Consider the following 20,899-nt stretch of genomic DNA (forward strand, 5'->3'; position numbering starts at 1 on the left):
CTGTATAACGTTGAATGACGGATTGACTGAGTTGACTCTGGGCTGAGTGTTAGAAAAGTCTGGGTTTGAGTATGGGCTAATGGGATGTGAAATGAGTTTGTTGTTCTGTGATGTATTTCATTAATCCCCCCATACACCTAGTATGCGGGGGAAGCAATTTAAACTATACCCAACCTTTTTCGCGGAACTGTTTTAATATAATAACAAATTGTTCCATTTCTTCAGGTGTACCTAATGTTAAACGACTCCATCCTAATGCTGGTGGAAATTCTCGGCCTACCATCACATGGGCATCTGCCATTCTTTGCTGATAAGTTTTTACATCACCTTTTACTTTATGGAAAAGAAAATTAGCTTGAGATGGCGCATAGGTAATTCCTAATTCATTTAATGCAGTCTCAACAATTTTTCTGGATAAATTATTTGATTTCAGACTATATGCAATAAATGGCTTATCTTTCAATGAAGCTAGTGCGGCAACTGCCCCTGCTGTATTTGTATTATCTATAGACAAAAATGCATCAATGGCTGCAATGACTTCTGGGTTAGCGATTCCGTAGCCGACTCGAAGTCCCGCTATAGCAAAAATTTTAGAAAATGTACGTGTCACGATAAGGTTTTTGTGACCTTGTTTAACCAGTTCAATTGCACTGGTAAATTTAGGATCTTCCACATACTCAGCATAGGCTTCATCTAGGATAAAAAATTGTTTTTCTGAAGCATGACTAATCCATTTTGCTAATTCACTGGCAGGGGTGATCATTGCTGTTGGGTTATTTGGATTACAGATGTAGATAATAGACAATCCATCAAACTCATTTGCTAGCTGTTCCATCTTTTGCAGGTCAAAAGTCAGGTCTTCTTTTAACGGCACTTTAGTAATTTTTCCACCGAGTGGGATGCTGTATAGCTCAGCATAATTAAAGGTTGGATCCGGTGTAACAAGTTGAAAGTTGATATTTTGTTTTTGTGCTTGTGCTGCCAGCATAGCGATGGCGGCTTGAATTGTTTCTGAAGAACCGTTCCCAAGAGAAACATGTTTATCAGATAAAGCGTACTGTTGCCCAATAGCGGTAATCAATTCCGCGCGAGCGCTATCTGGATAGCGAAAAGAGTTCGGTAAAGCGGCCACAACGGCATCTTTCGCTTTCGGGGACATGCCTAACGAGTTCTCGTTAAAATTGAGCAGTAAAGGGTGTTGAGCATCAAGTACAAGAGGGCTTTTGGTTTCAGCGATTGCTTGATTTAATAAAGTTGTGCTAGCCAATCCGCCCATGATAATTGAGCTTGTTTTTAGAAAAGAACGACGATCCATGGTGTTTCCTTACAATAGAAATAGTACAAACTGGATTAGTTATAATTGTTAATTGTTTACTTGTAAATAATTATTTAAAAAAAATGCGTTTTTATTCATTTCTATGCATGAAAATAGATGTGTGGATACGGGGTGGATATATAACGATATGATAAATATGAAAAATTATTCATTACTGTTTTTATCAAAATACTGGGCTTTTTTACTTTGAATTTATATCGATGTGTAATAAATTACATATCGATATTGGAAGATAAAGTCGGAATACAAAATGAAGTTATTTATGTTTTATATTGGTGGAAATGCAGGTAAATCAAATATTGAAGTGCATGATGTGCAATTTGTTGTCGCTCAACAAGCAACAGATGCATGGCCAGCATTAAGGGAAGCGTGGTTCGGTGATAAGGATAAAGTCCACATTGATGGCTATGCAATTATTGATTGGGTGGATGGCTATAGAATTGAGTTAAGTCGCGAACCTTCTGTAAGTTCACAGCGGTTGTATTTTGTTAATGTTGGAGGATATCAATCATCTACTTTAGCGGAACTCCATGAGTTTGATTTGTTTGTTGCAGAATCAGCAAGCGCTGCAAAGCAAAAAGCGATTCATTCACTTTTAGTTAATTGTCAGCAGCAGCATAAAGATAATTTAAAGGATGTTGATGATTGTCTATTGTTCAATCAGGTGGGTGAGTATTACATACATTTAGTTGAGCAACCAAACGGTGAACATTTTAAACCTGAATGGCAAGGTTATCAGCCAATAGGGATTTAAATTTTTAGTGACTGTCATTTTGTCACTGAACAGGGCAGTCTTGCTGCCCTGATTGAATTATGGATTTTGAGAAGAGTCGTTATTTAAAACTTCGATAACGGAAACACGAATAAGGTATTGCTTACCATTTTCTCCTTTAGGCGTATCTTCCGCAATTTTTTTCAGTGTTTCAGAGGGTTGTGCTGTTTGAATTGAGGTTGAGTACTGCATCATGCCATTATGTCGCCCTGAATGAGTATAGTGACGAGGACCATCACAAGGACGATTATTATATTGTTGTTGATTGTGATAACTGCCTCTATGCCAAGTGCCATCACAATAATTATTGTTATATGCAAAAGTTGTAAAACTTACGGCAAATAGGCTTGCTGAAATTAAAAGAGGTTTAAGATAATTCATAATTATACTCCTAGTGGGTATCTATTAATGATTATTGTGGCTCTTTTATTTATTATTTCAATCATATTTACCTAAATGGAGGTATAAATCATAATTTCATCAAAATCCCTCTTATTTTATTCACAATGAAAAGAAACTGTTTCAATTTTTAAAATAAAGTGATTAAGGTGTATTTTTTATTATAAAAAATACAGTTTGTTAATTTCGAAATTTATTTTTATCTTTTTGATATCAATCTTAGGTCGTAGCGATTGTATATAATGCAAATAAAATATTTTCCTTTAAAATCAATGGGTTTTGTTTTTTTGCTATAAGTCAGTGAAAAACTTGGCGAGTTTACTCAATGAACTAATAGAGGCTATGGCGATATCTTTATTATAGTCATCACATAGAACTAGTAATCTATTAATAGCTTCTTGTTGTTCAATTGAGCATTTATAATCACCTAATGCATTGATAGCCGCGATTTTAACATCATTATTTGAGCCATAGGTGAGGTCAACTAAGTTTTTCACTATTTTTTCTTTCATTTGGTTTATGTTGGTTAAATGAGAATTGTTTCTGGATTATAATGTTGAGAGTGAAAATTGAAAATGTTTTTTTATTAATATATAATGAAAATTAATAAAAAAAGAATATTAAAATTTATTTTTTATTTTTATATAAATATCTTATTCAAATAATTTATTTTAACTATATATCTATCATAAAGATAACCAAAATAAAGGTCTGTTATCCCATTGCGGGATAGAATGGAACCAAATTTAATGAAGCGTAAATTTGACTCATTTTGTTCACTTTCCCCCATTTAATACAGTTATAATTAGAGATAAAAGTAAACGCAAAGAAGGGTTATCTGTTGAAACGTGTAAAAACCAAACTGTTTATTGTGATCTTGATTATTATTGCTGGCTTTATATATCAATATGTTACATCAATAAATGATGCAGATATTCAAAAAATGGCTCAGCAACTTGTTGAACAAAAGTTGCCTTCACAACAGAAAGTGACCTGTTCTGGTCTAATTCAAATAGACACTTCAATTTGAGACACTAGAAGTTGTCTGACTTGGAGTGATTATGAATCAGAAACGTAAATATAATAGCTACACCAAAGAATTCAAACAAGAAGCTGTTGCCTTGGTGACGGAGCAAGGTTACAGCGTGGTTGAAGCGGCTCAGGCCGTAGGTGTTAATCCCAACCAAATTTATGCTTGGAAAAAGCATTTTGAAGACCAAGCCAGCGGTGTTGCTCTATCTGATGATGAGCGTGCTGAGCTACGCAAACTACGCGCTGAAAACAAGCGTTTGCGCATGGAGAAAGAAATATTAAAAAAGGCTTCGGCCTTCTTCGCCAAGGAAATGAAATAAACTTTAAGTTTATTCACCAAGCACGGCAAGAAGGCTACCCAGTAGGCTTAAGTTGTAAGACGCTTGGGCTTAGTCGTTCAGGCTACTATGCATGGGATAAACGCCCAGCACAGCTCATTACTGAGGATACACTGATGTTGTATCGCACAGCTAAGCAACTTTTTAAAGACAGCCGTGAAAGCTTGGGTAGCCGTGAATTAATGAAAAAACTGAATCAGCATGGCTTCGCTATTGGTCGTTATAAAACGCGTTCCATCATGCAAAGGCTTAACCTTGTCGTTAGGCAGCGCGTAGCTTACAAGGTAACAACACAGCGCGATAAACGTCATTTGGCTGCGCCGAATTTAGTCAGTATGGACTTTAACCCAGAACGGCCCAACCAAGTATGGGCGGGTGATATTACCTACTTAAAAACGGCACAGGGCTGGATGTATTTAAGCGTGGTCATGGATCTTTATTCGCGGCGTATTGTTGGCTGGTCGATCAGTAAACGCATGACGACAGACTTAGTTTTAAAGTCATTGCAACAAGCTTATTGGCTAAGAAAGCACCCTAAGGGAGTTATCTTCCATAGCGACCGCGGTTCGCAATACACCAGTAAAAAGCTAAGGAAAGCCTTAGTCAGAATGGGTATAAAGCAATCAATGGGCGACACAGGCGCTTGCTGGGATAATGCAGTAGTTGAACGCTTCTTTGGAAGCTTAAAGCATGACTGGATATTAAAAGTCCATCACGCAACTTACGAAGAAATGGTTGCGGATGTTACGGCTTACATGAAGTATTATAACGTAAAAAGGCTTCATACAGCTAACGGGGATGTGAGCCCTGTTGAGTATGAAAATTATCAATTAAAAGTGTCCACTTGGACTTGACCAGTACAACCTTCAAGGATGTTAAGGTGGTGAAGCGGAATCACTATAAAGAGGGGGAAGGCGTTCGCGTGTGTGGTATGTATCAACTGAATGATAACAGTTCAGCTTTGCCTTTTGTTGCGAATATTGATGTGCGTGATGGGAAATTTTCTGGATACAATCAATTATTATTGAGTGATACTGAAGCAAACCAAGCAGCAATAACCGGTATCTGCCAAGAGAAACAACAGTAAATCAGAAAGCGTCGATAAAATGCGCTCAATATTATCTGAACAAATATTGAGCGCATTTTTATATTGATGATTATTTGGCTTTGTTTAGAAGCAATTCAGTTTGGATCTTACACGCTGAAATAGAGTCATTTAGCGATGCGGTAAATTCATCTTGGTTTTTAAATTGACTTTTATTATCACGGACTGCTTTGATTGCGACATCTAAGTTTTTTTGCAAATCAGCTTCGTTAGTCTCTAATTTGGCAAGATCAACATTTTTGCTCTTTAATTGGCTAAGTGTATTTATTGCTAATTCATTGCTGCTTTTATCTGAACGATAAGCATCGTTAAGCGCTTGGCCAGTGATATCACAGTAGTCATTGGCAATTTGGCTAATGTTAAGTGGTTCATTAGCACCCATAGCAATGACAGGGGCAAAGCATACAGCAAGTAAAAGACGTTTCATGGCAGTACCTCTAGTTTTACACTAAATGAGATTTAACTTTATAGGGTAACGAACTGAAACTATAGCAGAATAGGCTGAAAAGGTCTTAGTTTACGTATCTTTTCGCATTTTGAAACAAAAAAGAGCCAGTAAAAATACTGGCTGCCATAATGAGCAAAAGCAATGTAAATGAAAATTACGTTATATAATCTATCATATAGCGGTAGAAAGAAAAGGCGTTTCGCTTTTTAAGCAGGTTAGATTGCTACAAACATGATCTTGATCAGAATTAAAAATGAGAGGAATAATCAAATAGGATAGATATTGTTCACCGGCCTTCAAATGTCGTGAACGTTTAAATTAAAGGCCGGTAAGCATGAGTCAAAAATAATTATTTTGACCAATGGCCATGATGAAGAACATCTTCAACCAGTTCATGGAGAACAATATGTGCTTCTTTATCATCATGGAAACCTGAAGTGTCGAATGTTGTCGCACCACTGTCATGAACAATATATAGGTCACTACCTGGGTAGACTTCTAACACTCTAGCGCGTAATTCAGCGGTAAAGGCATCATAGAGGTTTTTAGATACTGCATCATCAGAGATTTTAATGGTGATTTTCATTTTTTAACCTTCAATAGGGCTACGATTTAGCTGTAAAGTTTATTGTGTTGCACTAATAGAAGCAATGGCTATTTATCATTGTCTTTTTTCGATTATTTTCGGATAGGTTCAGGCGCGTATTTTATCAACACTCTCCCATGAGTGTTCGCGTTCATACCAAATAACAAATGATTGAATAAAAAATTAGCATTATTGATAAATAGATTTATTGGCCTTATTAGCTGAATAACTATATTCAGGAATATAGTAAGTTCATTTTATTACAGCCATTAATATGAGAATATGATTATTATATATGCAAATAAGATAAGGTGTTGGCAGAATAAAAAAATCAATTGATTAACTTTTCTATGATTGGTTGGGCTGCTTTGTAATCTATTGATAAATATTAATAATAATTGTGGTTAACCCAAGGGGGTTAAGCGTGGCGATAATAAAATTTGATCTAACATATTCTCAATACAGAAAATGTTTTACAGAAAAGATAAAAAAATATAGTTTTATGATCCTTTGTTCTGTATTTAATTAGGGGCGCTATAAAAGTGAGTTTATATCGTGAACTTTGTATGCCTGAGAGATGGAATATCAAAAGACTATCATTATATAAACAATAATCTTTATTTATATATTCATATAAGGAGAATAGTTTGGTAGAAATTGTAAATTATCTAAATAACATTGTTTGGGGCTCTATCCTCATCTATTTATTACTTGGTGTGGGTATTTACTTTACTCTTCGAACAGGATTCATCCAGTTTCGCCATTTTGGTCATATGTTCGGTGTTTTAAAAAATAGCAACCAGTCCAGTAAAGCGGGGATATCTTCTTTTCAAGCCTTGTGTACCAGCTTAGCCGCAAGAGTGGGAACCGGAAATTTAACGGGGGTCGCTATTGCGATAACGGCGGGTGGTCCAGGTGCTATTTTTTGGATGTGGGTTGTGGCGATGCTAGGAATGGCAACTTCCTTTATCGAATCTACACTTGCACAATTGTATAAAACGAAAGATGACCAAGGAAATTATCGCGGTGGCCCTGCTTATTATATGCAAAAAGGGTTAAATCTTCGCTGGATGGGCGTTCTCTTTTCTATTTTTTTAATTATTGCATTTGGGTTGGTATTCAATGCCGTTCAGGCGAACTCTATCGCACAAGCAACGGCTGTAGCATTTGATTTTAACCCTCTATATGTTGGTATAGCCCTTGTCGTGATGAGTGGTGTTGTCATATTTGGCGGATTAAAATCAATTGCAAAGGTTGCTGAGTTTATTGTTCCGATTATGGCGTTAGCGTATTTGATACTTGCATTTTGGGTTCTCGGTCATCATATAGAGCGGCTACCAGATGTCATCATGCTAATTATCCGTAATGCTTTTGGATTACAAGAAGCTGCTGGAGGAGCAATTGGTTATGGCGTAGGTCAAGCTATGACACAGGGGATTCAGCGCGGTTTATTCTCGAATGAAGCCGGAATGGGATCAGCGCCGAATGCTGCCGCTTCAGCAGCACCATATCCACCGCATCCCGCATCACAAGGTTATGTGCAGATGCTTGGTGTTTTTATGGATACAATCGTGATTTGTAGCGCGACAGCCATCATCATTCTCTCTTCTGGTGTTCTTGACAATCCAGTTGAAAAGATTAATGGGATTGAGTTAACTCAGCTTGCCTTATCGTCAGTTGTGGGGAGTTGGGGGGCGACATTTATTGCAATTGCTATCTTCTTTTTTGCATTCACCTCTATTATTGCCAATTATGCTTATGCAGAAAGCAATATGATATTTTTAGAAAATAATCACACGACTAGCTTATTTATTTTGCGTTTGGCAGCATTAGCGATGGTGATGTTTGGGACGTTAGCGGAAATGCCGCTTATTTGGAAAATGGCTGACTTATCGATGGGGTTGATGGCAATAACTAATTTAATTGCAATTTTACTGTTATCAGGAATAGCCTTTAAGTTGGCTAAGGATTACGATCGACAAAGAAAAGCGGGGGGAATACCGACATTCGATATTGACCAGCATCCAGAATTAAAGTCCCAAGTTGAACAAGGTATTTGGGAAAAAGAACAAGTGCAACAGTGGGTTGATAAACAATCAGTCTAATCATTACACAATAAGAGTCATGTTTTTAACACTGGCTCTTATTGTGTTTTCTATTATATAAACAGTATTAATAATACTTGCTTTCTAATTGTTTGAGCTTTAAGGTTTTTCTTATAGGTGAACAAGACAATTATCCAACCGAGAAAACAATGAATTTAAAGCGGTATGCAGCAACATTTTATGGTGTGGTCTCGATTTTACTGTGGAGCACAATCGTAGGGTTAGTACGCAGTGCGAGTGAAAATTTTGGTGCTGTTGGCGGGGCTGCATTAATTTACAGCTTAGGAACAGTGATTTTGGTTTTATTCATGGGGTTGCCCAAAATTCACCTTTATCCTAAACGCTATTTAATTTGGGGCACGTTGTTATTCGTCAGTTATGAAATCTGTTTTGTGCTTGCATTAGGGTTAGCGCGAGACCGCCAACAAGCGATAGAACTCGGTATGGTGAATTATTTATGGCCAAGTTTTACAATTGCGTTAGCTGTCTTTTTTAATCGGCAACGATTTACCTTGCTTCTTGGTATTGGGCTGTGCTTAGCGTTTGCAGGTTTAATTTGGGTTATTTCCGGTGATCAACCTATTTCTATTGAAGCTATAGCGAATAATATTTCAAGCAACCCTGTCAGTTATCTTTTAGCTTTTGTTGGGGCGATTCTTTGGGCGTTTTACAGTAATGTGACGAAGCGTATTTCAGGTGGGCACAACGGAATGGTGCTGTTTTTTCTATTGACAGCCGTGGGATTATGGATACTGTTTGCATTTGAACCAGATAAACATTTTCATATTTCGTTATCAAGTATTTTATTACTCGTGATTGCATCATTAGCGACAGGTGGAGCAAATGCTTTATGGACGTTAGCCGTGATTAGAGGCAACGTGGCTTTTTTAGGAACGCTATCTTACTTCACCCCAGTAATATCAACCGCTTTTTCGTCGATGCTATTAAGTACAACATTGACTTTAGGTTTTTGGCAAGGTGTCGTAATGGTAACACTCGGGTCAATAATTTGTTTTTTAGCGACTCGGCGTGCTTCTCTTGTCAAAGTTTCAGTGAAAAGCGCCCAACAAAAATAGAGGGCGCTATAGAAAGGTGAACGGATTAATTAAGCAAGTTCATCATTGAGTTGCGCAGGTTTACCTGAAAACATTTTTCCGATAAATAAAGAAATAATGAAAGCAATGATCCCCGGTATTAGCCAGCCCATACCTTGTTCAAACAGCGGTAAATGACTCACTAAAAATTGTTTAACGCCTTCGCTGAGTAATGCCATATTGTTGAGCGTATCTAACAAGCTCATGAAGACAATAACGGCAATTGTGATGCCATAAGATACTCTTGGTGCCGCCATATAACGTCGAGCAAATTGCAAGAACACAATCGTCACTGACGACGGGTAAATCATCAGTAGAGCAGGGATAGTGACTCTTAACAGCGTATCCAGGCCAAAGGTTGAAACAATGGTCGTGAGTAGTGTGAAAAAGACGACCCAAAAACGATACCCTAAACGATGATGGAAGGTCGCAAAATAGTCCGCACATGCGCTAGTAACACCAACCAGTGTTGTCATACTGGCTAATAAAACAATGCCACACATAATCCATGTGCCAATTGAACCAAACAGTGCATCAACGTAGCGTGAGAAGATTTGCCCACCATTTGTCGCGGTATTCGCGACAACTTCACTGGTCGCACCAAGATAGAATAAACAAATGTAGAGAGCCGCCAGTAAGCTCACGGAAATTAAACCGGCTTTAATGGTGATAAAAGCAACTTGGCGAGGTTCAGTGATTTTTTTCGAGGCTAATGCGCGAGCTACGATCCCACCAAATGCCATTGCGGACAATACATCCATAGTTTGGTAGCCATCAATAACACCGCCAAAGAAGGCGTAATCCGCATATTGCTTCACGGGGGCATTAATTGGAGACAGCGGCTCCACAACGACAGCGATACCCACAACCACTAAGAGAACAAGCAAAGCCGGTGTCATGAATTTGCCAATAGCGCTGATCATCGTACCTTGCTTAAGCATGAAAAACAGCGAACAAACGTTGAAAATCAAAGCAAAGGTCAAATGAGATGCTGTACTTTTTTCAACAAATCCTAAAGGGATAAAGCCCATTTCAAATGCCGTATTTGTTACCCTAGGCATGGCAAAAGTGGAGCCAACAATTAAGTACAGAGCAACCCAAAAAATAACAGCGACCCATTTGGGTAAATCAACGGACAGTCTTTCTCCTCTGCCTTTAACGGCGACAGTGACCAGTGTCATGAAAGGCAGAATAACACCTGTGATAATAAAACCGAGCGAGGTACTAAACCAATCGGTACCGGACTGATAGCCTGCCATTGGAGGAAAAATGATGTTGCCAGCGCCTAAAAACAGCGCGAAGACCATCATCCCAAGAATTACCATATCTTTAGTTGAAAACATTTTACTACCTGTTTGTAATGTTTATTTTGCAATGAATATTTTAGTATTACAGTATTTTTAAGGGGGCAGATAGTATCAAATTTAGAGAAGTAAGTAAGGTTTTGCTGTTGAATTATATTTTTAACAGCAGCGAAATTAAGAGGGTGATACGTAAATGAATGGTATTATTTTGTGGTATATCTTCATTTGGCAGTGAAGTTCACTGCCAAACAGATTATTGGTGGTTGATAAATTTATTTAGTGCAACAGCAACACCATCTTCATTATTGGTTGTTGTAACAAATTTTGCGATGTTTCGAACATTATCAATCGCATTTCCCATCGCGACAGGTACTTTGGCATATTGTAGCATTTGCACATCGTTATTTTGATCACCAATACTCATGACTTTATCGGGTGTGATGCCGAGTTTCTCACAAATCAATTGTAATGCCGCGCCTTTACTGGCTGTTTTGTTCGAGATTTCTAAAAAGTAAGGGCTTGTATGCATTAAAGAGTAACTTTCAAAAGCGTCTTCAGGAATATAACCGATACCGACACTGAGCTTTTCAGGCTGGTCGACCATCATGAACTTTGTAAATTTCAGGTCAGTGTCCATTTCATTTGCAGGGCAATATACAAGAGGTGTATTGGTCAGATAGGCATCGTGGACCGTGTAATGGCTGATATGACGATTCGCTGTAAACATGGTGTTTTGTGCAAGCGCATGCATATGTACACCCACATCGTTAGCAAGGGAGACAAAATATTGGTAATCAGCGAAATCAAGTAAGTTTTCAATTAAATGAGTACCATCATTGGCTTGATGAATGACACTCCCATTATTACTAATACAGTAATCAGATGCGTTATCTAGCCCGAGCTCTTTAAGGTAAGGGGATATCCCAGAAAATGGTCGCCCAGATGCGAGTACAACACGAACACCTTTATTTTTAGCCTGAATGACGGCATCTTTGACAGCGGGTGTAATTTGGTGCTGAGAGTTGAGTAAAGTACCATCTAAATCAATCGCTACCAGTTTGATAGACATCAACGCCTCCGATTAATGATATTTAATTGAAATACCTTACTCTATTTACAAAAAATGTAAATTAGCTAAAAAAGAGTGGTGACGATAAATGTGTAAGATGGCTTTGCATATTGAATGCGTTATCCCAAGGACTTGCCTCGTCGCTATGGGATAGTTCGGGTGCGCTGATAATATAAAATTACTAAAGTGACAATGGCTTATGGCATTGAATGCGTGAAGAGACGTGATAGTTTCAATGCCAATAAGGCATCTTCACTCACGGTGGTTCGCTAAATGTAATGGTTCTTTGACGTCTAAATCAATATCAACATTTTGCCTAAAATCAAATGGCGTGATGCCATATTCTTTACGGAACATGTAGGTGAAATGCGACTGTGAACCAAACCCAAAGTCTAGTGCAATATCGAAAATAGACTGATCGCTGTTTCTCAACAGGTTTACCGCGCCAGCAAGTCGGCGTTGGCGAATATACTTACCCAATGAAATTCCAGTGACTTCTTTAAAAATTTTCTGCATATGCCAAAGTGAATAGCCTGAGTAGGCAGCAAGCTCTTCTAAATGGATAACACGGCCTAAATGTTCTTCAATCCATTTGCTTAGGGCATAAACAAGTGCTAAGTGGTTGTCTTGTGGCATCTCGATTTAATTACTGAGGTCGTTGACCTTTTGGCGTTAAATTTTGTTCGAAGTACAGTTGTTCTGTCGAATTGAGTTAATTAAAGCATTATTCCTCAATTATGTAATAAAGAACAATAGTAAAACATGTATACCCGAACTCCGTAGGGGTCATTCGTGACCAATCTAGCACGGTATGACGAACCCGTATAAAACTATTTGTCTATCGTTATTGATGAAGCGGCGAGCAGAATATTTATCAATATGATTGAAAAATAAACATTAACTTCTGATAGCCCTTAATAAAGTAGCTGAAGTATACACAACTTCATTTGTTTATGACAAAGGCTGGTTGTGCGGAATTGCCATTGAATTGATGAAAAAAAAGTCAATCAAACTGGGTTTTTAACGATTAGTTGGAAAATTGAGCATAAATACAAAAATGGATGGAAATTGCTTATTTTCCTCAAACTTTACTTGAATGACTGATGTAACATTTTATGTTAACCATCATCGACAGATAGCCATATCACCTTACTCGAGAGTGAATTAATTATAACACCATGAAAAGTAATATGTATTACGCCGTTTTTAAGGGAGATCATAGTTGAAATACAAATTGGTGATCGGTATTTGCATCGTGATAACCTGCATTTTCTTATATCTTTTAGCGATGGATAGCCTTTGCGACCAAGGCGGCGAAAACTTTATATATGGTATCTGCGGAGTCACTGACTGGTTACCGTTTTGAATTTATTCTTTTATGCGTCATAATGTGCTCCTTCTGCAATTTTTGTCACGTAACCTCAATATTTAATATGCTAAATGCTCATAATAGGGCAGAGTAGGTATTGAGATAGTGTTAATAATAAAATTCAAATAAACGTGTATGATTTGCTCAATAATTAGAGATAACAAGCAAATACATAGGATGATAAGGGTAAAGTTATGGCGCAAGAGCAGCAGACGCTAAAGCGTGGATTAAAGAATAGGCATATCCAATTGATTGCTTTGGGGGGCGCCGTAGGTACAGGGTTGTTTCTTGGAATAGCCACAACGATTAAGATGGCGGGGCCTTCTGTATTACTAGGGTATGCATTATGTGGTTTTATCGCCTTTCTGATTATGCGTCAGTTAGGGGAAATGATTGTTCAAGAGCCTGTTGCAGGTTCATTTAGCCACTTCGCGTTTAAGTATTGGGGCGGTTTTGCAGGCTTCTTGTCTGGCTGGAATTACTGGTTTATGTTTATCCTCGTAGGGATGACGGAACTGACCGCAGCTGGGGAGTATATGCGACGTTGGTGGCCTGACTTACCTATTTGGGTCTCTGCTGCTGTTTTCTTTATTGCTGTTAATGCGGTCAACTTAATCAATGTGCGCTCTTATGGCGAAACCGAATTTTGGTTTGCTTTAATTAAAGTGATTGCTGTAATTGCGATGATTGTCTTTGGTTGTTATTTATTATTGAGCGGTAAAGGTGGCCCACAAGCCAGCATCTCTAACTTATGGGAGCATGGTGGTTTCTTTGCTAATGATTTTATAGGGTTATTAATGGCATTAGCCATTATTATGTTCTCATTTGGTGGCCTTGAGCTGGTTGGGATCACTGCCGCGGAAGCCGAAGAGCCTGAAAAAAGTATTCCGAAGGCGATCAACCAAGTTGTTTATCGTATCCTGATTTTCTATATAGGCTCACTAACGGTATTACTGGCCTTATACCCATGGGTTAATCTAGATGGTGAAACAAGTCCATTTGTTTTAATTTTCCATGAATTAGGTGACATGCTGGTTGCAAATGCATTAAACGTGATTATCTTGATCGCTGCTCTTTCGGTGTATAATAGTGCAGCTTATTGTACAAGCCGTATGTTATATGGCTTAGCGCAACAACAAAATGCCCCTCAATTTATGGCGAAAGTAAATAAAGGTGGCGTGCCTGTCATGGCGCTGATCGTATCGGGTATTGCAACTTCTGGCGGTATTGTGATCAACTTTATCATGGAAGGTAAAGCATTTGCTTTACTGATGACATTGGTTGTGACAACGCTGGTTCTTAACTGGATTATGATTTGTGTTTCTAACTTAAAGTTTAGAGCGCAAATGAACAAACAAGGTATTGAAACGAAGTTTAAAAGTATTTGGTATCCATTCGGCAATTACCTGTGCTTAGCCTTTTTAGCGATGATTTTAATTATTATCTTAATGATGGATGGGCTAAGGATCTCGGTCTTGATCATGCCAGTATGGATTGCGGTGCTATGGATTGGTTATCAGTTCTCTGGGGCGAAGAAACAAGAAGCTGAAAAAAACAAGGCATCGACAGCTAATTAATTAGCTTCAACATCAATTAATGTAATTATTCATTTCATTGATGGGAGGCTTTATGGAGACACGATTTGCCCAATGCCATTGTGGCAGCGTTAAATTCAAAGTAACACTCACCGATGGATTGAATACCCTAAGACGATGCAATTGCTCCTACTGCCGAATGAGAGGGGCAATTGCAGTCTCTGCACCATTATCTGGTATTGAAATTCTTGAAGGCAAACAAAAGTTAACCGAGTATCGGTTTAACACACAGCAGGCTGCTCATTTCTTCTGTTCTGTTTGTGGCATTTATACCTTTCATCAACGGCGCTCAAATCCTGAACAATATGGCGTGAATGTTGCTTGCCTAGAAGGCGTTTCGCCTTTTGATTTCGAAACAGTCAATGTTATGGATGGCATAAATCACCCGCAAGATGGCGGTGGTGGTGTTGTTGGGTATTTAACTTATCGGAAAGCAACGAATCAAAAATAATGCATCAATCAAAATGGCCAGTAACAGAATACTGTTGCTGACCACTTTTGTTGTTATTTAATGAATAATACGGATTACCACTGCCAACGAAGCCAGGCAAATAACACGTTGCCGTTATTATGAGTTCCTGGAATATAAGTGGCTTGAACCGCTAATCGGTCATATTCCATAGAAACTAATGGGAGTGGTAGAGGCAATGGAATATAGTAGTAGTCATCACGAGCCGTCACGCTTAGCGTGAAACCTGCCCCCATTTTAAAACCATCCAGTTCGCCTGGGATCCACATTTTTTGAAAAGCATAACCTGCGATTGGCTCGACTTTGTTATGTGAGTCCATGAACGCCATAGCATATAAGGCATGCCAGTCATTATCTTCATCATAGCGATATTTACCGAGACCAAATCCCCAAGGATTTTCATTATAACTGTCGGTTTTTTCTTTATCGTAAGTAAACCGGTTATGCCATGTTAAAACAGGAATATAGATGTCGTATTGATCCGAATCCCAAGTAGTACTGACATTTCGAGTAAATTTATCCCAGAGTCCCTCAGACTCTTGAGCTGTGTTGGTGGATGACGCGAAGCAGATGGAAGTCATCATTAAAGCTGATGCTCCTACAACTTGCTGCAATTTTTTATTAACTCTCATTGTAAATCCGATTCAGGTTAATGCGTGTTTCGATGGCATTGAAGTAGATAAATATGGGTAATAAGTCTCGACTATCATGACTGATAATATGCTTATACACTTTAATTATTTTAGTTTACATAGGTGAGTTATAACAGCATTAATTGAATTTGCCTAATATTGGGCATTATCTTAATTGTCTCTGCATAATCAGCCATGTAAGGAAAGCTATGGCTGATAGGCTGGTCTGCTGCGAGAAAAAATGCGATACTTATTCAGTATTTTTGGCTCGGGGCGTCGCTTAAGACTGAGAAGCACCCGTATTACCTGATCTGGATAATGCCAGCGTAGGGAAGTCGGAAGCGTCAATGATAAACCTTCCAATAGACCACTCCTTATGCTGTGCTTAGGAGTGACATTTCATGAGAATCAATGCGTTAACCATTGCTGGAACAGACCCTTCTGGTGGCGCTGGGATCCAAGCGGATTTAAAAACGTTTTCGGCACTCGGTGCTTATGGAACGAGTGTAATGACTGCTTTGGTAGCGCAAAATACCCGAGGTGTGCAATCAGTTCACGAATTACCTGATACGTTTGTTGCTGCGCAGCTCGCATCGGTACTTAGTGATGTGCGTATTGATAGCGCTAAGATCGGCATGTTATTCAACCAAGAAGTCATTGCTGTCGTGGCGCAAGCCTTAAACCAATATCATATTCCTCATATTGTTTTAGATACGGTGATGATCGCTAAAAGTGGTGACCCATTATTACTTCCTGACGCAATTGATGCGATGCGACGTGAGCTTCTGCCTTTGGTTTCACTTATTACCCCTAATTTACCTGAAGCGGCGGCATTGTTAGATGAACAAGTCGCGAAAACAGAAGCCCAAATGCTCAGTCAAGGGCATCGATTACTAGAAATGGGCTGTCAGGCGGTTTTAATGAAAGGTGGACATTTAACTGACAGTGAAAGTCCCGATTGGTTGATTACTCCTGAAGGCGAGTGGCGCTTTACGTCACCAAGAGTGAATACGCGTCATACTCATGGTACAGGCTGCACTCTGTCTGCCGCATTAGCAGCACTGAGACCTCGATTTGCTAATTGGCAGCAAACGATTCCTGAAGCCAAAGCATATTTACAAGCGGCGTTAGAGCATGCGGATAGCTTAGAGGTGGGGGAAGGGATCGGGCCTGTTCATCATTTTCATGCGTGGTGGTAAGGTGAACCACAAAAGTGCCTTCTTATGAAGGCACCATGTTACTGATTGACAGAGCGTGCTTGCTGGCATATTGGCTATGCTGATTGAAAATCAATTAGGAAAATTGGTATCATTTTTCCTGATAACATAAAGCGGGAAAAGAGGTTTTTTATCCCGCTTTGTCAACAATTTTATCCTGCAATCAGAGGACGTTAGGTAGATAAAGCTTAAGCGATGGTGATGTCTTTATTCAGGTAAACATCTTGCACGGCATTGATTAACTCGACGCCTTCCTTCATCGATTTCTTAAAGGCTTTACGGCCTAATATTAATCCCATACCGCCTGCACGCTTGTTGATTACAGCAGTACGAACGGAATCACTTAAATCATTTTGCCCTGAAGCGCCGCCGGAGTTGATCAGGCCCGCTCGTCCCATGTAGCAGTTGGCTAATTGATAACGTACAAGGTCGATTGGGTTATCTGTTGTCAGTTTGGTATAAACGCGCTCATCAGTATGACCAAACCCAATGGCTTTATAGCCCCCATTGTTTTCAGCCATTTTCTGCTTAACAATATCAGCGCCAATAGTCGCCGCGATGTGGTTAGCTTGCCCTGTTAAATCGGCACTTGCATGGTAATCAACGCCATCTTTTTTAAATGCGGAGTTGCGTAAATAAGCCCAGAGAACTGTGACCATACCAAGTTCATGTGCCCGTTCAAATGCCGCTGAGATTTCTTCAATTTGGCGACGAGACTCATGAGAACCGAAGTAGATGGTAGCACCTACAGCAACCGCCCCCATTTCAAATGCTTGTTCGACACTTGCATAGAGTGTTTGGTCATATTGTGCTGGATAACTAAGGGTTTCGTTATGATTGAGCTTAACTAAAAAAGGAATTTTATGAGCATAACGACGGGAAACGGCAGCCAGTACGCCATAGGTAGAGGCAACACAGTTACAACCGGCTTCAATGGCCAACTCTACAATATTTTTAGGATCAAAATAGAGGGGGTTAGCGGCAAATGAGGCTGCTGCTGAATGCTCAACGCCTTGATCCACAGGAAGAATAGATAAATAACCCGTTCCCGCTAAGCGACCATGATTAAATAAAGTTTGCATTGAACGAAGGACGCTATTGGGGCGGTTATTATCGATCATGACACGATCGACAAAATCAGAACCAGGTAAATAAATGCTGTCACGGGGAATGGTTTGGCAACGATGGTCAAGAAGCGTTGATGCTTCAGAACCTAACAGCTTGGCGATATCAGTCATGACTTCCTCCATTTAACAAAAGTCTAGGGGATGTTAATCATTAAATTTAAGATAACAAGCCACATTGAGGCGGTAATCGGCAGTGGATCGCTTCAGGTAGTAACTCAAAGGTGAAAGTTTCACCAGAAAGTGGCTCTCCGTCCAAATTAAATACCATTTCATGGGGGGATGAAATTTTGACCCAAGAAGTTGTTTTTTCAATTAAATGCTGATTTTTGTCATTGGTGAATAAATTCGTCAGTAGGGCGGGTATCACATCACGCGCAGGCACGATCAATAAATTCAATTTACCATCATCGATTAACGCTTCTGGAGTGAGTTGCTGACCTCCACCTGCTTGTTTACCATTGCCGATGGCGACGACTAAAGTTTCACCTTCCCAGTTAAAATGTTCAGTTTCAATTTTACAGGTATCAGTTTTTAGGGTGTCAGGGCGTAATAGGCCGTTAATCACATAGGCCGCGCCACCGAGAGCGGATTTTAGGGCTTCTGGCGTTTCTGTGGTGATGCGTGTACCAAATCCCCCAGTGGCCATGTTCATAAAAAAAGCATCATGATTCACTCTAGCAATATCGATAGCAAAAGCTTTACCTTTTACTGCTAATGCTAAAGCAGCATGGATATCCATAGGAATATTAGCGCTAGTGGCGAAATCATTCGCGGTTCCTAATGGTAAAATCCCCATAGCAGGGCGTTGTGTGTCAGGTAAAGCCATTAGCGCGCTTGATACCGCATTGATGGTACCATCACCGCCGCCTGCAATAATGGTTTCTACGCCTTGCTTTATGGCTTCCTCAATAAAAATAGGTAACTCACTGTTTTCCCATGGGATACGCACCCAAATCGTATGACCTTCGTCACGTAGTTGATAGATTGATTTTCTGAGTTCAGGATTGGCTGCTTGTTTGCCATTAAGAATAACGAGTGCGCGATGAAGCTTATCGATAGCCATTTTGATCCTTGTAATGAAAAAAAGAGTGATAAAAGTATAGACCCGATAGTTGGGGGAGTGGCAACTATTAAATAATCACATGGCTAAAATAAGTATAATTAACGGGGAGTTGCAGAGGTAAAAAAAGAAATGGCTAGCTCAAGGGAGATTGAGCCAGCCAAGGAGGTGGTTCCTAGTCTTATTTTATGACTTTCTAGTTCTTCATTTTCGATTGTGACTATACGACATTGAATAGCTAATTGTTGTGATCTATTGCATAAAAATGGATATTAAATACATTTTCACGGAGAATCACTATTTATGAGAATGATTATCAATTGATAATCCTGTTTTATAAGGAAATAATATAAATTGAGGAAATAAAAAATGCTAGAAAATCAATAAATTAAATTATTGATATCTAGCATTATAATCAGAATAGATAATAAGTGTCTGAACTAAGCAGTAGTTGTCATTTCTGGCTGATGAGGTGAACGTGTTGTGGTGCCTGCCAGATTCCGAATCAATAAACCAAAATCGAGTTCAACATCATCGGGAACAGGAAGGTACACAATATGCCCATTTCCTGGTGCCACTTCAATTGCTTCCCCTTTACGGTTATGAAGCGTCTCAAGGGTGAACACAATATTGCCTGCGGGTGTCATTAATTCTAGGCTATCACCAACACTGAATTTATTTTTTACATCAACCTCAGCAAGTCCATTAACGCGTTTTCCTGTGAATTCGCCCACAAATTGCTGCGTTTCTGAAACTGAGTAACCGTACTCATAAGTCTGATAAGCATCATGAGTATGACGACGTAAAAAGCCTTCCGTGTAGCCGCGATGAGCTAAGCCTTCTAAGGTTGAAAGAAGGGTAGGATCAAAAGGTTTGCCTGCAACAGCATCATCAATAGCACGACGATAAACTTGCGCCGTACGTGCACAATAATAAAATGACTTTGTACGTCCTTCAATTTTCAGTGAATGAACACCCATTTTTGTTAGATTTTCGACGTGTTCAATAGCACGTAAGTCTTTCGAGTTCATGATGTAAGTGCCATGCTCGTCCTCAAAGGCGGTCATATATTCACCTGGACGCTTTGCTTCCTCAATCATAAATACTTTATCCGTTGGGGTGCCTTCGCCTAACGTAGGGGCAACATTTTTGACAGGGATAGGCTCATGCATGTGGACGATATTGCCAACCTCGTCTTCTTTACCTTCTTCGACTTTATATTCCCAACGGCAAGCATTGGTGCAAGTACCTTGGTTGGGGTCACGTTTATTAATATAACCTGAAAGAAGACAACGGCCAGAGTAAGCCATACAAAGTGCACCATGAACAAACACTTCTAATTCGATATCAGGCACTTGCTTACGAATTTCAGCAATCTCTTCAAGGGATAACTCACGCGATAGGATCACTCGCGTTAACCCCATTTGCTTCCAGAATTTTACCGATGCCCAGTTAACGGCGTTTGCTTGCACGGACAGGTGAATATCCATGTCAGGGAAGGCTTCACGTACCATCATAATTAAGCCAGGGTCAGACATAATCAATGCATCTGGTCCCATTTCAATGACAGGAGTGAGATCACGGATAAAAGTCTTGAGTTTGGCATTATGCGGCGCGATGTTAACAACAACATAGAATTTCTTACCTAACTCGTGGGCTTCTTGGATCCCTTTAGCGAGATTTTCATGGTTGAATTCGTTGTTACGTACGCGCAGGCTATAGCGAGGTTGTCCCGCATAAACGGCATCGGCACCATAAGCAAAGGCGTAACGCATGTTCTTTAGCGAACCTGCTGGAGATAATAATTCTGGTGTAAACATGGTTGGTTCTCTGTCTGATGTC

Annotated in this window: 22 protein-coding genes and 1 riboswitch; of the genes, 10 read left to right on the forward strand and 12 right to left on the reverse strand. The window is 39.4% G+C overall.

The window, feature by feature from the left end:
- Positions 1 to 163: 163 nt before the first annotated feature.
- Positions 164 to 1,315: a pyridoxal phosphate-dependent aminotransferase gene (locus tag M1F03_RS09095; protein WP_154622870.1), complete on the reverse strand. Its 1,152-nt coding sequence runs from the start codon at positions 1,313 to 1,315 to the stop codon at positions 164 to 166.
- 271 nt (positions 1,316 to 1,586) lie between these two features.
- Between M1F03_RS09095 and M1F03_RS09100 the strand changes: the two genes are divergently transcribed.
- Positions 1,587 to 2,090, forward strand: coding sequence for a DUF1543 domain-containing protein (locus M1F03_RS09100; protein ID WP_318839907.1), 504 nt, complete (start codon positions 1,587 to 1,589; stop codon positions 2,088 to 2,090).
- A gap of 57 nt (positions 2,091 to 2,147) precedes the next feature.
- Here M1F03_RS09100 and M1F03_RS09105 read toward each other — a convergent pair whose 3' ends face one another.
- Both M1F03_RS09105 and M1F03_RS09110 read right to left on the reverse strand, forming a co-directional pair.
- Positions 2,148 to 2,489: a hypothetical protein gene (locus tag M1F03_RS09105; RefSeq protein ID WP_154623412.1), complete on the reverse strand. Its 342-nt coding sequence runs from the start codon at positions 2,487 to 2,489 to the stop codon at positions 2,148 to 2,150.
- A 308-nt stretch (positions 2,490 to 2,797) separates the two neighbouring features.
- Complete coding sequence (locus tag M1F03_RS09110) at positions 2,798 to 3,019, reverse strand: HEAT repeat domain-containing protein (RefSeq protein WP_154635549.1); 222 nt, start codon at positions 3,017 to 3,019, stop codon at positions 2,798 to 2,800.
- Between the two features lie 329 nt (positions 3,020 to 3,348).
- On the opposite strand from M1F03_RS09110, the gene M1F03_RS09115 reads away from it, so the two are divergent.
- The 3 genes from M1F03_RS09115 (at position 3,349) to M1F03_RS09125 (ending at position 4,964) form a co-directional block, all read left to right on the forward strand.
- Positions 3,349 to 3,537, forward strand: a complete 189-nt coding sequence (locus M1F03_RS09115; protein WP_318839908.1) for a hypothetical protein — start codon at positions 3,349 to 3,351, stop codon at positions 3,535 to 3,537.
- 31 nt (positions 3,538 to 3,568) lie between these two features.
- Positions 3,569 to 4,731, forward strand: a protein-coding gene (locus M1F03_RS09120) for an IS3 family transposase (protein ID WP_130574490.1) whose coding sequence is annotated in 2 segments (ribosomal slippage) — positions 3,569 to 3,833 and positions 3,833 to 4,731 — 1,164 coding nt in all. Because the reading frame shifts where the segments join, the coding sequence is not laid out codon by codon here.
- A 26-nt stretch (positions 4,732 to 4,757) separates the two neighbouring features.
- Positions 4,758 to 4,964: a hypothetical protein gene (locus M1F03_RS09125; protein WP_318839909.1), complete on the forward strand. Its 207-nt coding sequence runs from the start codon at positions 4,758 to 4,760 to the stop codon at positions 4,962 to 4,964.
- 70 nt (positions 4,965 to 5,034) lie between these two features.
- Here the strand turns inward: M1F03_RS09125 and M1F03_RS09130 are convergent, their stop codons facing one another.
- Together M1F03_RS09130 and M1F03_RS09135 are read right to left on the reverse strand one after the other, a co-directional pair.
- Positions 5,035 to 5,409 (reverse strand): hypothetical protein, encoded by a 375-nt coding sequence (locus tag M1F03_RS09130; RefSeq protein ID WP_154622806.1) that lies wholly within the window; start codon positions 5,407 to 5,409, stop codon positions 5,035 to 5,037.
- 370 nt (positions 5,410 to 5,779) lie between these two features.
- Positions 5,780 to 6,016, reverse strand: a complete 237-nt coding sequence (locus M1F03_RS09135) for a DinI-like family protein (protein WP_154622807.1) — start codon at positions 6,014 to 6,016, stop codon at positions 5,780 to 5,782.
- Positions 6,017 to 6,663: 647 nt separating this feature from the next.
- Between M1F03_RS09135 and M1F03_RS09140 the strand changes: the two genes are divergently transcribed.
- Positions 6,664 to 8,121 (forward strand): sodium:alanine symporter family protein, encoded by a 1,458-nt coding sequence (locus M1F03_RS09140; protein ID WP_318839910.1) that lies wholly within the window; start codon positions 6,664 to 6,666, stop codon positions 8,119 to 8,121.
- 149 nt (positions 8,122 to 8,270) lie between these two features.
- Positions 8,271 to 9,197 (forward strand): aromatic amino acid DMT transporter YddG, encoded by a 927-nt coding sequence (yddG, locus tag M1F03_RS09145; RefSeq protein WP_154624067.1) that lies wholly within the window; start codon positions 8,271 to 8,273, stop codon positions 9,195 to 9,197.
- A gap of 29 nt (positions 9,198 to 9,226) precedes the next feature.
- Here yddG and brnQ read toward each other — a convergent pair whose 3' ends face one another.
- The 3 genes from brnQ to M1F03_RS09160 form a co-directional block, all read right to left on the reverse strand.
- Entirely contained in the window at positions 9,227 to 10,558 is a 1,332-nt protein-coding gene (brnQ, locus tag M1F03_RS09150) for a branched-chain amino acid transport system II carrier protein (RefSeq protein ID WP_154624066.1), read from the reverse strand.
- 214 nt (positions 10,559 to 10,772) lie between these two features.
- Positions 10,773 to 11,588 (reverse strand): sugar-phosphatase, encoded by an 816-nt coding sequence (gene yidA / locus M1F03_RS09155; protein ID WP_154624065.1) that lies wholly within the window; start codon positions 11,586 to 11,588, stop codon positions 10,773 to 10,775.
- 252 nt (positions 11,589 to 11,840) lie between these two features.
- Positions 11,841 to 12,224 (reverse strand): helix-turn-helix domain-containing protein, encoded by a 384-nt coding sequence (locus M1F03_RS09160; RefSeq protein ID WP_154624064.1) that lies wholly within the window; start codon positions 12,222 to 12,224, stop codon positions 11,841 to 11,843.
- A 619-nt stretch (positions 12,225 to 12,843) separates the two neighbouring features.
- On the opposite strand from M1F03_RS09160, the gene mgrB reads away from it, so the two are divergent.
- The 3 genes from mgrB to M1F03_RS09175 all read left to right on the forward strand — a co-directional run bounded on the left by mgrB (position 12,844) and on the right by M1F03_RS09175 (position 15,003).
- Positions 12,844 to 12,954 carry a PhoP/PhoQ regulator MgrB gene (mgrB, locus tag M1F03_RS09165; RefSeq protein WP_257759835.1) on the forward strand — a complete coding sequence of 37 codons (111 nt, stop codon included), beginning with the start codon at positions 12,844 to 12,846 and terminating at the stop codon, positions 12,952 to 12,954.
- Positions 12,955 to 13,151: 197 nt separating this feature from the next.
- On the forward strand, positions 13,152 to 14,534 hold the full coding sequence (locus M1F03_RS09170) for an amino acid permease (protein ID WP_196713165.1): 1,383 nt from the start codon (positions 13,152 to 13,154) through the stop codon (positions 14,532 to 14,534).
- A gap of 52 nt (positions 14,535 to 14,586) precedes the next feature.
- Complete coding sequence (locus M1F03_RS09175) at positions 14,587 to 15,003, forward strand: GFA family protein (RefSeq protein WP_154624061.1); 417 nt, start codon at positions 14,587 to 14,589, stop codon at positions 15,001 to 15,003.
- A 74-nt stretch (positions 15,004 to 15,077) separates the two neighbouring features.
- Here the strand turns inward: M1F03_RS09175 and pagP are convergent, their stop codons facing one another.
- Positions 15,078 to 15,605 carry a lipid IV(A) palmitoyltransferase PagP gene (gene pagP / locus M1F03_RS09180; protein WP_230085874.1) on the reverse strand — a complete coding sequence of 176 codons (528 nt, stop codon included), beginning with the start codon at positions 15,603 to 15,605 and terminating at the stop codon, positions 15,078 to 15,080.
- 307 nt (positions 15,606 to 15,912) lie between these two features.
- Positions 15,913 to 16,003: riboswitch (TPP riboswitch) on the forward strand.
- A gap of 51 nt (positions 16,004 to 16,054) precedes the next feature.
- On the opposite strand from pagP, the gene thiD reads away from it, so the two are divergent.
- Entirely contained in the window at positions 16,055 to 16,852 is a 798-nt protein-coding gene (gene thiD / locus M1F03_RS09185; protein ID WP_251464071.1) for a bifunctional hydroxymethylpyrimidine kinase/phosphomethylpyrimidine kinase, read from the forward strand.
- A gap of 206 nt (positions 16,853 to 17,058) precedes the next feature.
- Here the strand turns inward: thiD and fbaB are convergent, their stop codons facing one another.
- The 3 genes from fbaB to yegQ form a co-directional block, all read right to left on the reverse strand.
- The gene (gene fbaB / locus M1F03_RS09190; protein WP_154624058.1) at positions 17,059 to 18,108 is read right to left on the reverse strand and encodes a class I fructose-bisphosphate aldolase; all 1,050 of its coding nucleotides are present in this window, start codon (positions 18,106 to 18,108) and stop codon (positions 17,059 to 17,061) included.
- A 46-nt stretch (positions 18,109 to 18,154) separates the two neighbouring features.
- A complete protein-coding gene (gene yegS / locus M1F03_RS09195; RefSeq protein ID WP_154624057.1) occupies positions 18,155 to 19,060 on the reverse strand; it encodes a lipid kinase YegS in 906 nt (301 codons plus the stop codon).
- Between the two features lie 437 nt (positions 19,061 to 19,497).
- A complete protein-coding gene (yegQ, locus tag M1F03_RS09200) occupies positions 19,498 to 20,877 on the reverse strand; it encodes a tRNA 5-hydroxyuridine modification protein YegQ (protein WP_154624056.1) in 1,380 nt (459 codons plus the stop codon).
- Positions 20,878 to 20,899: the final 22 nt, after the last annotated feature.

Origin of the sequence: Providencia sp. PROV080 (genome assembly GCF_033688105.1) — a bacterium.
GTDB classification, from domain to species: Bacteria; Pseudomonadota; Gammaproteobacteria; order Enterobacterales; family Enterobacteriaceae; genus Providencia; species Providencia zhejiangensis.

Bases quoted from the DNA above. Each gene is read 5' to 3' on its own strand.
- M1F03_RS09170 (WP_196713165.1), top strand. From the start codon at position 13,152: ATGGCGCAAGAGCAGCAGACGCTAAAGCGTGGATTAAAGAATAGGCAT.
- fbaB (WP_154624058.1), bottom strand. From the start codon at position 18,108: ATGACTGATATCGCCAAGCTGTTAGGTTCTGAAGCATCAACGCTTCTT.
- M1F03_RS09095 (WP_154622870.1), bottom strand. From the start codon at position 1,315: ATGGATCGTCGTTCTTTTCTAAAAACAAGCTCAATTATCATGGGCGGA.
- M1F03_RS09175 (WP_154624061.1), top strand. From the start codon at position 14,587: ATGGAGACACGATTTGCCCAATGCCATTGTGGCAGCGTTAAATTCAAA.
- pagP (WP_230085874.1), bottom strand. From the start codon at position 15,605: ATGATGACTTCCATCTGCTTCGCGTCATCCACCAACACAGCTCAAGAG.
- M1F03_RS09110 (WP_154635549.1), bottom strand. From the start codon at position 3,019: ATGAAAGAAAAAATAGTGAAAAACTTAGTTGACCTCACCTATGGCTCA.
- M1F03_RS09100 (WP_318839907.1), top strand. From the start codon at position 1,587: ATGAAGTTATTTATGTTTTATATTGGTGGAAATGCAGGTAAATCAAAT.
- yegS (WP_154624057.1), bottom strand. From the start codon at position 19,060: ATGGCTATCGATAAGCTTCATCGCGCACTCGTTATTCTTAATGGCAAA.
- M1F03_RS09130 (WP_154622806.1), bottom strand. From the start codon at position 5,409: ATGAAACGTCTTTTACTTGCTGTATGCTTTGCCCCTGTCATTGCTATG.
- M1F03_RS09160 (WP_154624064.1), bottom strand. From the start codon at position 12,224: ATGCCACAAGACAACCACTTAGCACTTGTTTATGCCCTAAGCAAATGG.
- yegQ (WP_154624056.1), bottom strand. From the start codon at position 20,877: ATGTTTACACCAGAATTATTATCTCCAGCAGGTTCGCTAAAGAACATG.
- M1F03_RS09135 (WP_154622807.1), bottom strand. From the start codon at position 6,016: ATGAAAATCACCATTAAAATCTCTGATGATGCAGTATCTAAAAACCTC.
- thiD (WP_251464071.1), top strand. From the start codon at position 16,055: ATGAGAATCAATGCGTTAACCATTGCTGGAACAGACCCTTCTGGTGGC.
- yddG (WP_154624067.1), top strand. From the start codon at position 8,271: ATGAATTTAAAGCGGTATGCAGCAACATTTTATGGTGTGGTCTCGATT.
- brnQ (WP_154624066.1), bottom strand. From the start codon at position 10,558: ATGTTTTCAACTAAAGATATGGTAATTCTTGGGATGATGGTCTTCGCG.
- yidA (WP_154624065.1), bottom strand. From the start codon at position 11,588: ATGTCTATCAAACTGGTAGCGATTGATTTAGATGGTACTTTACTCAAC.
- M1F03_RS09105 (WP_154623412.1), bottom strand. From the start codon at position 2,489: ATGAATTATCTTAAACCTCTTTTAATTTCAGCAAGCCTATTTGCCGTA.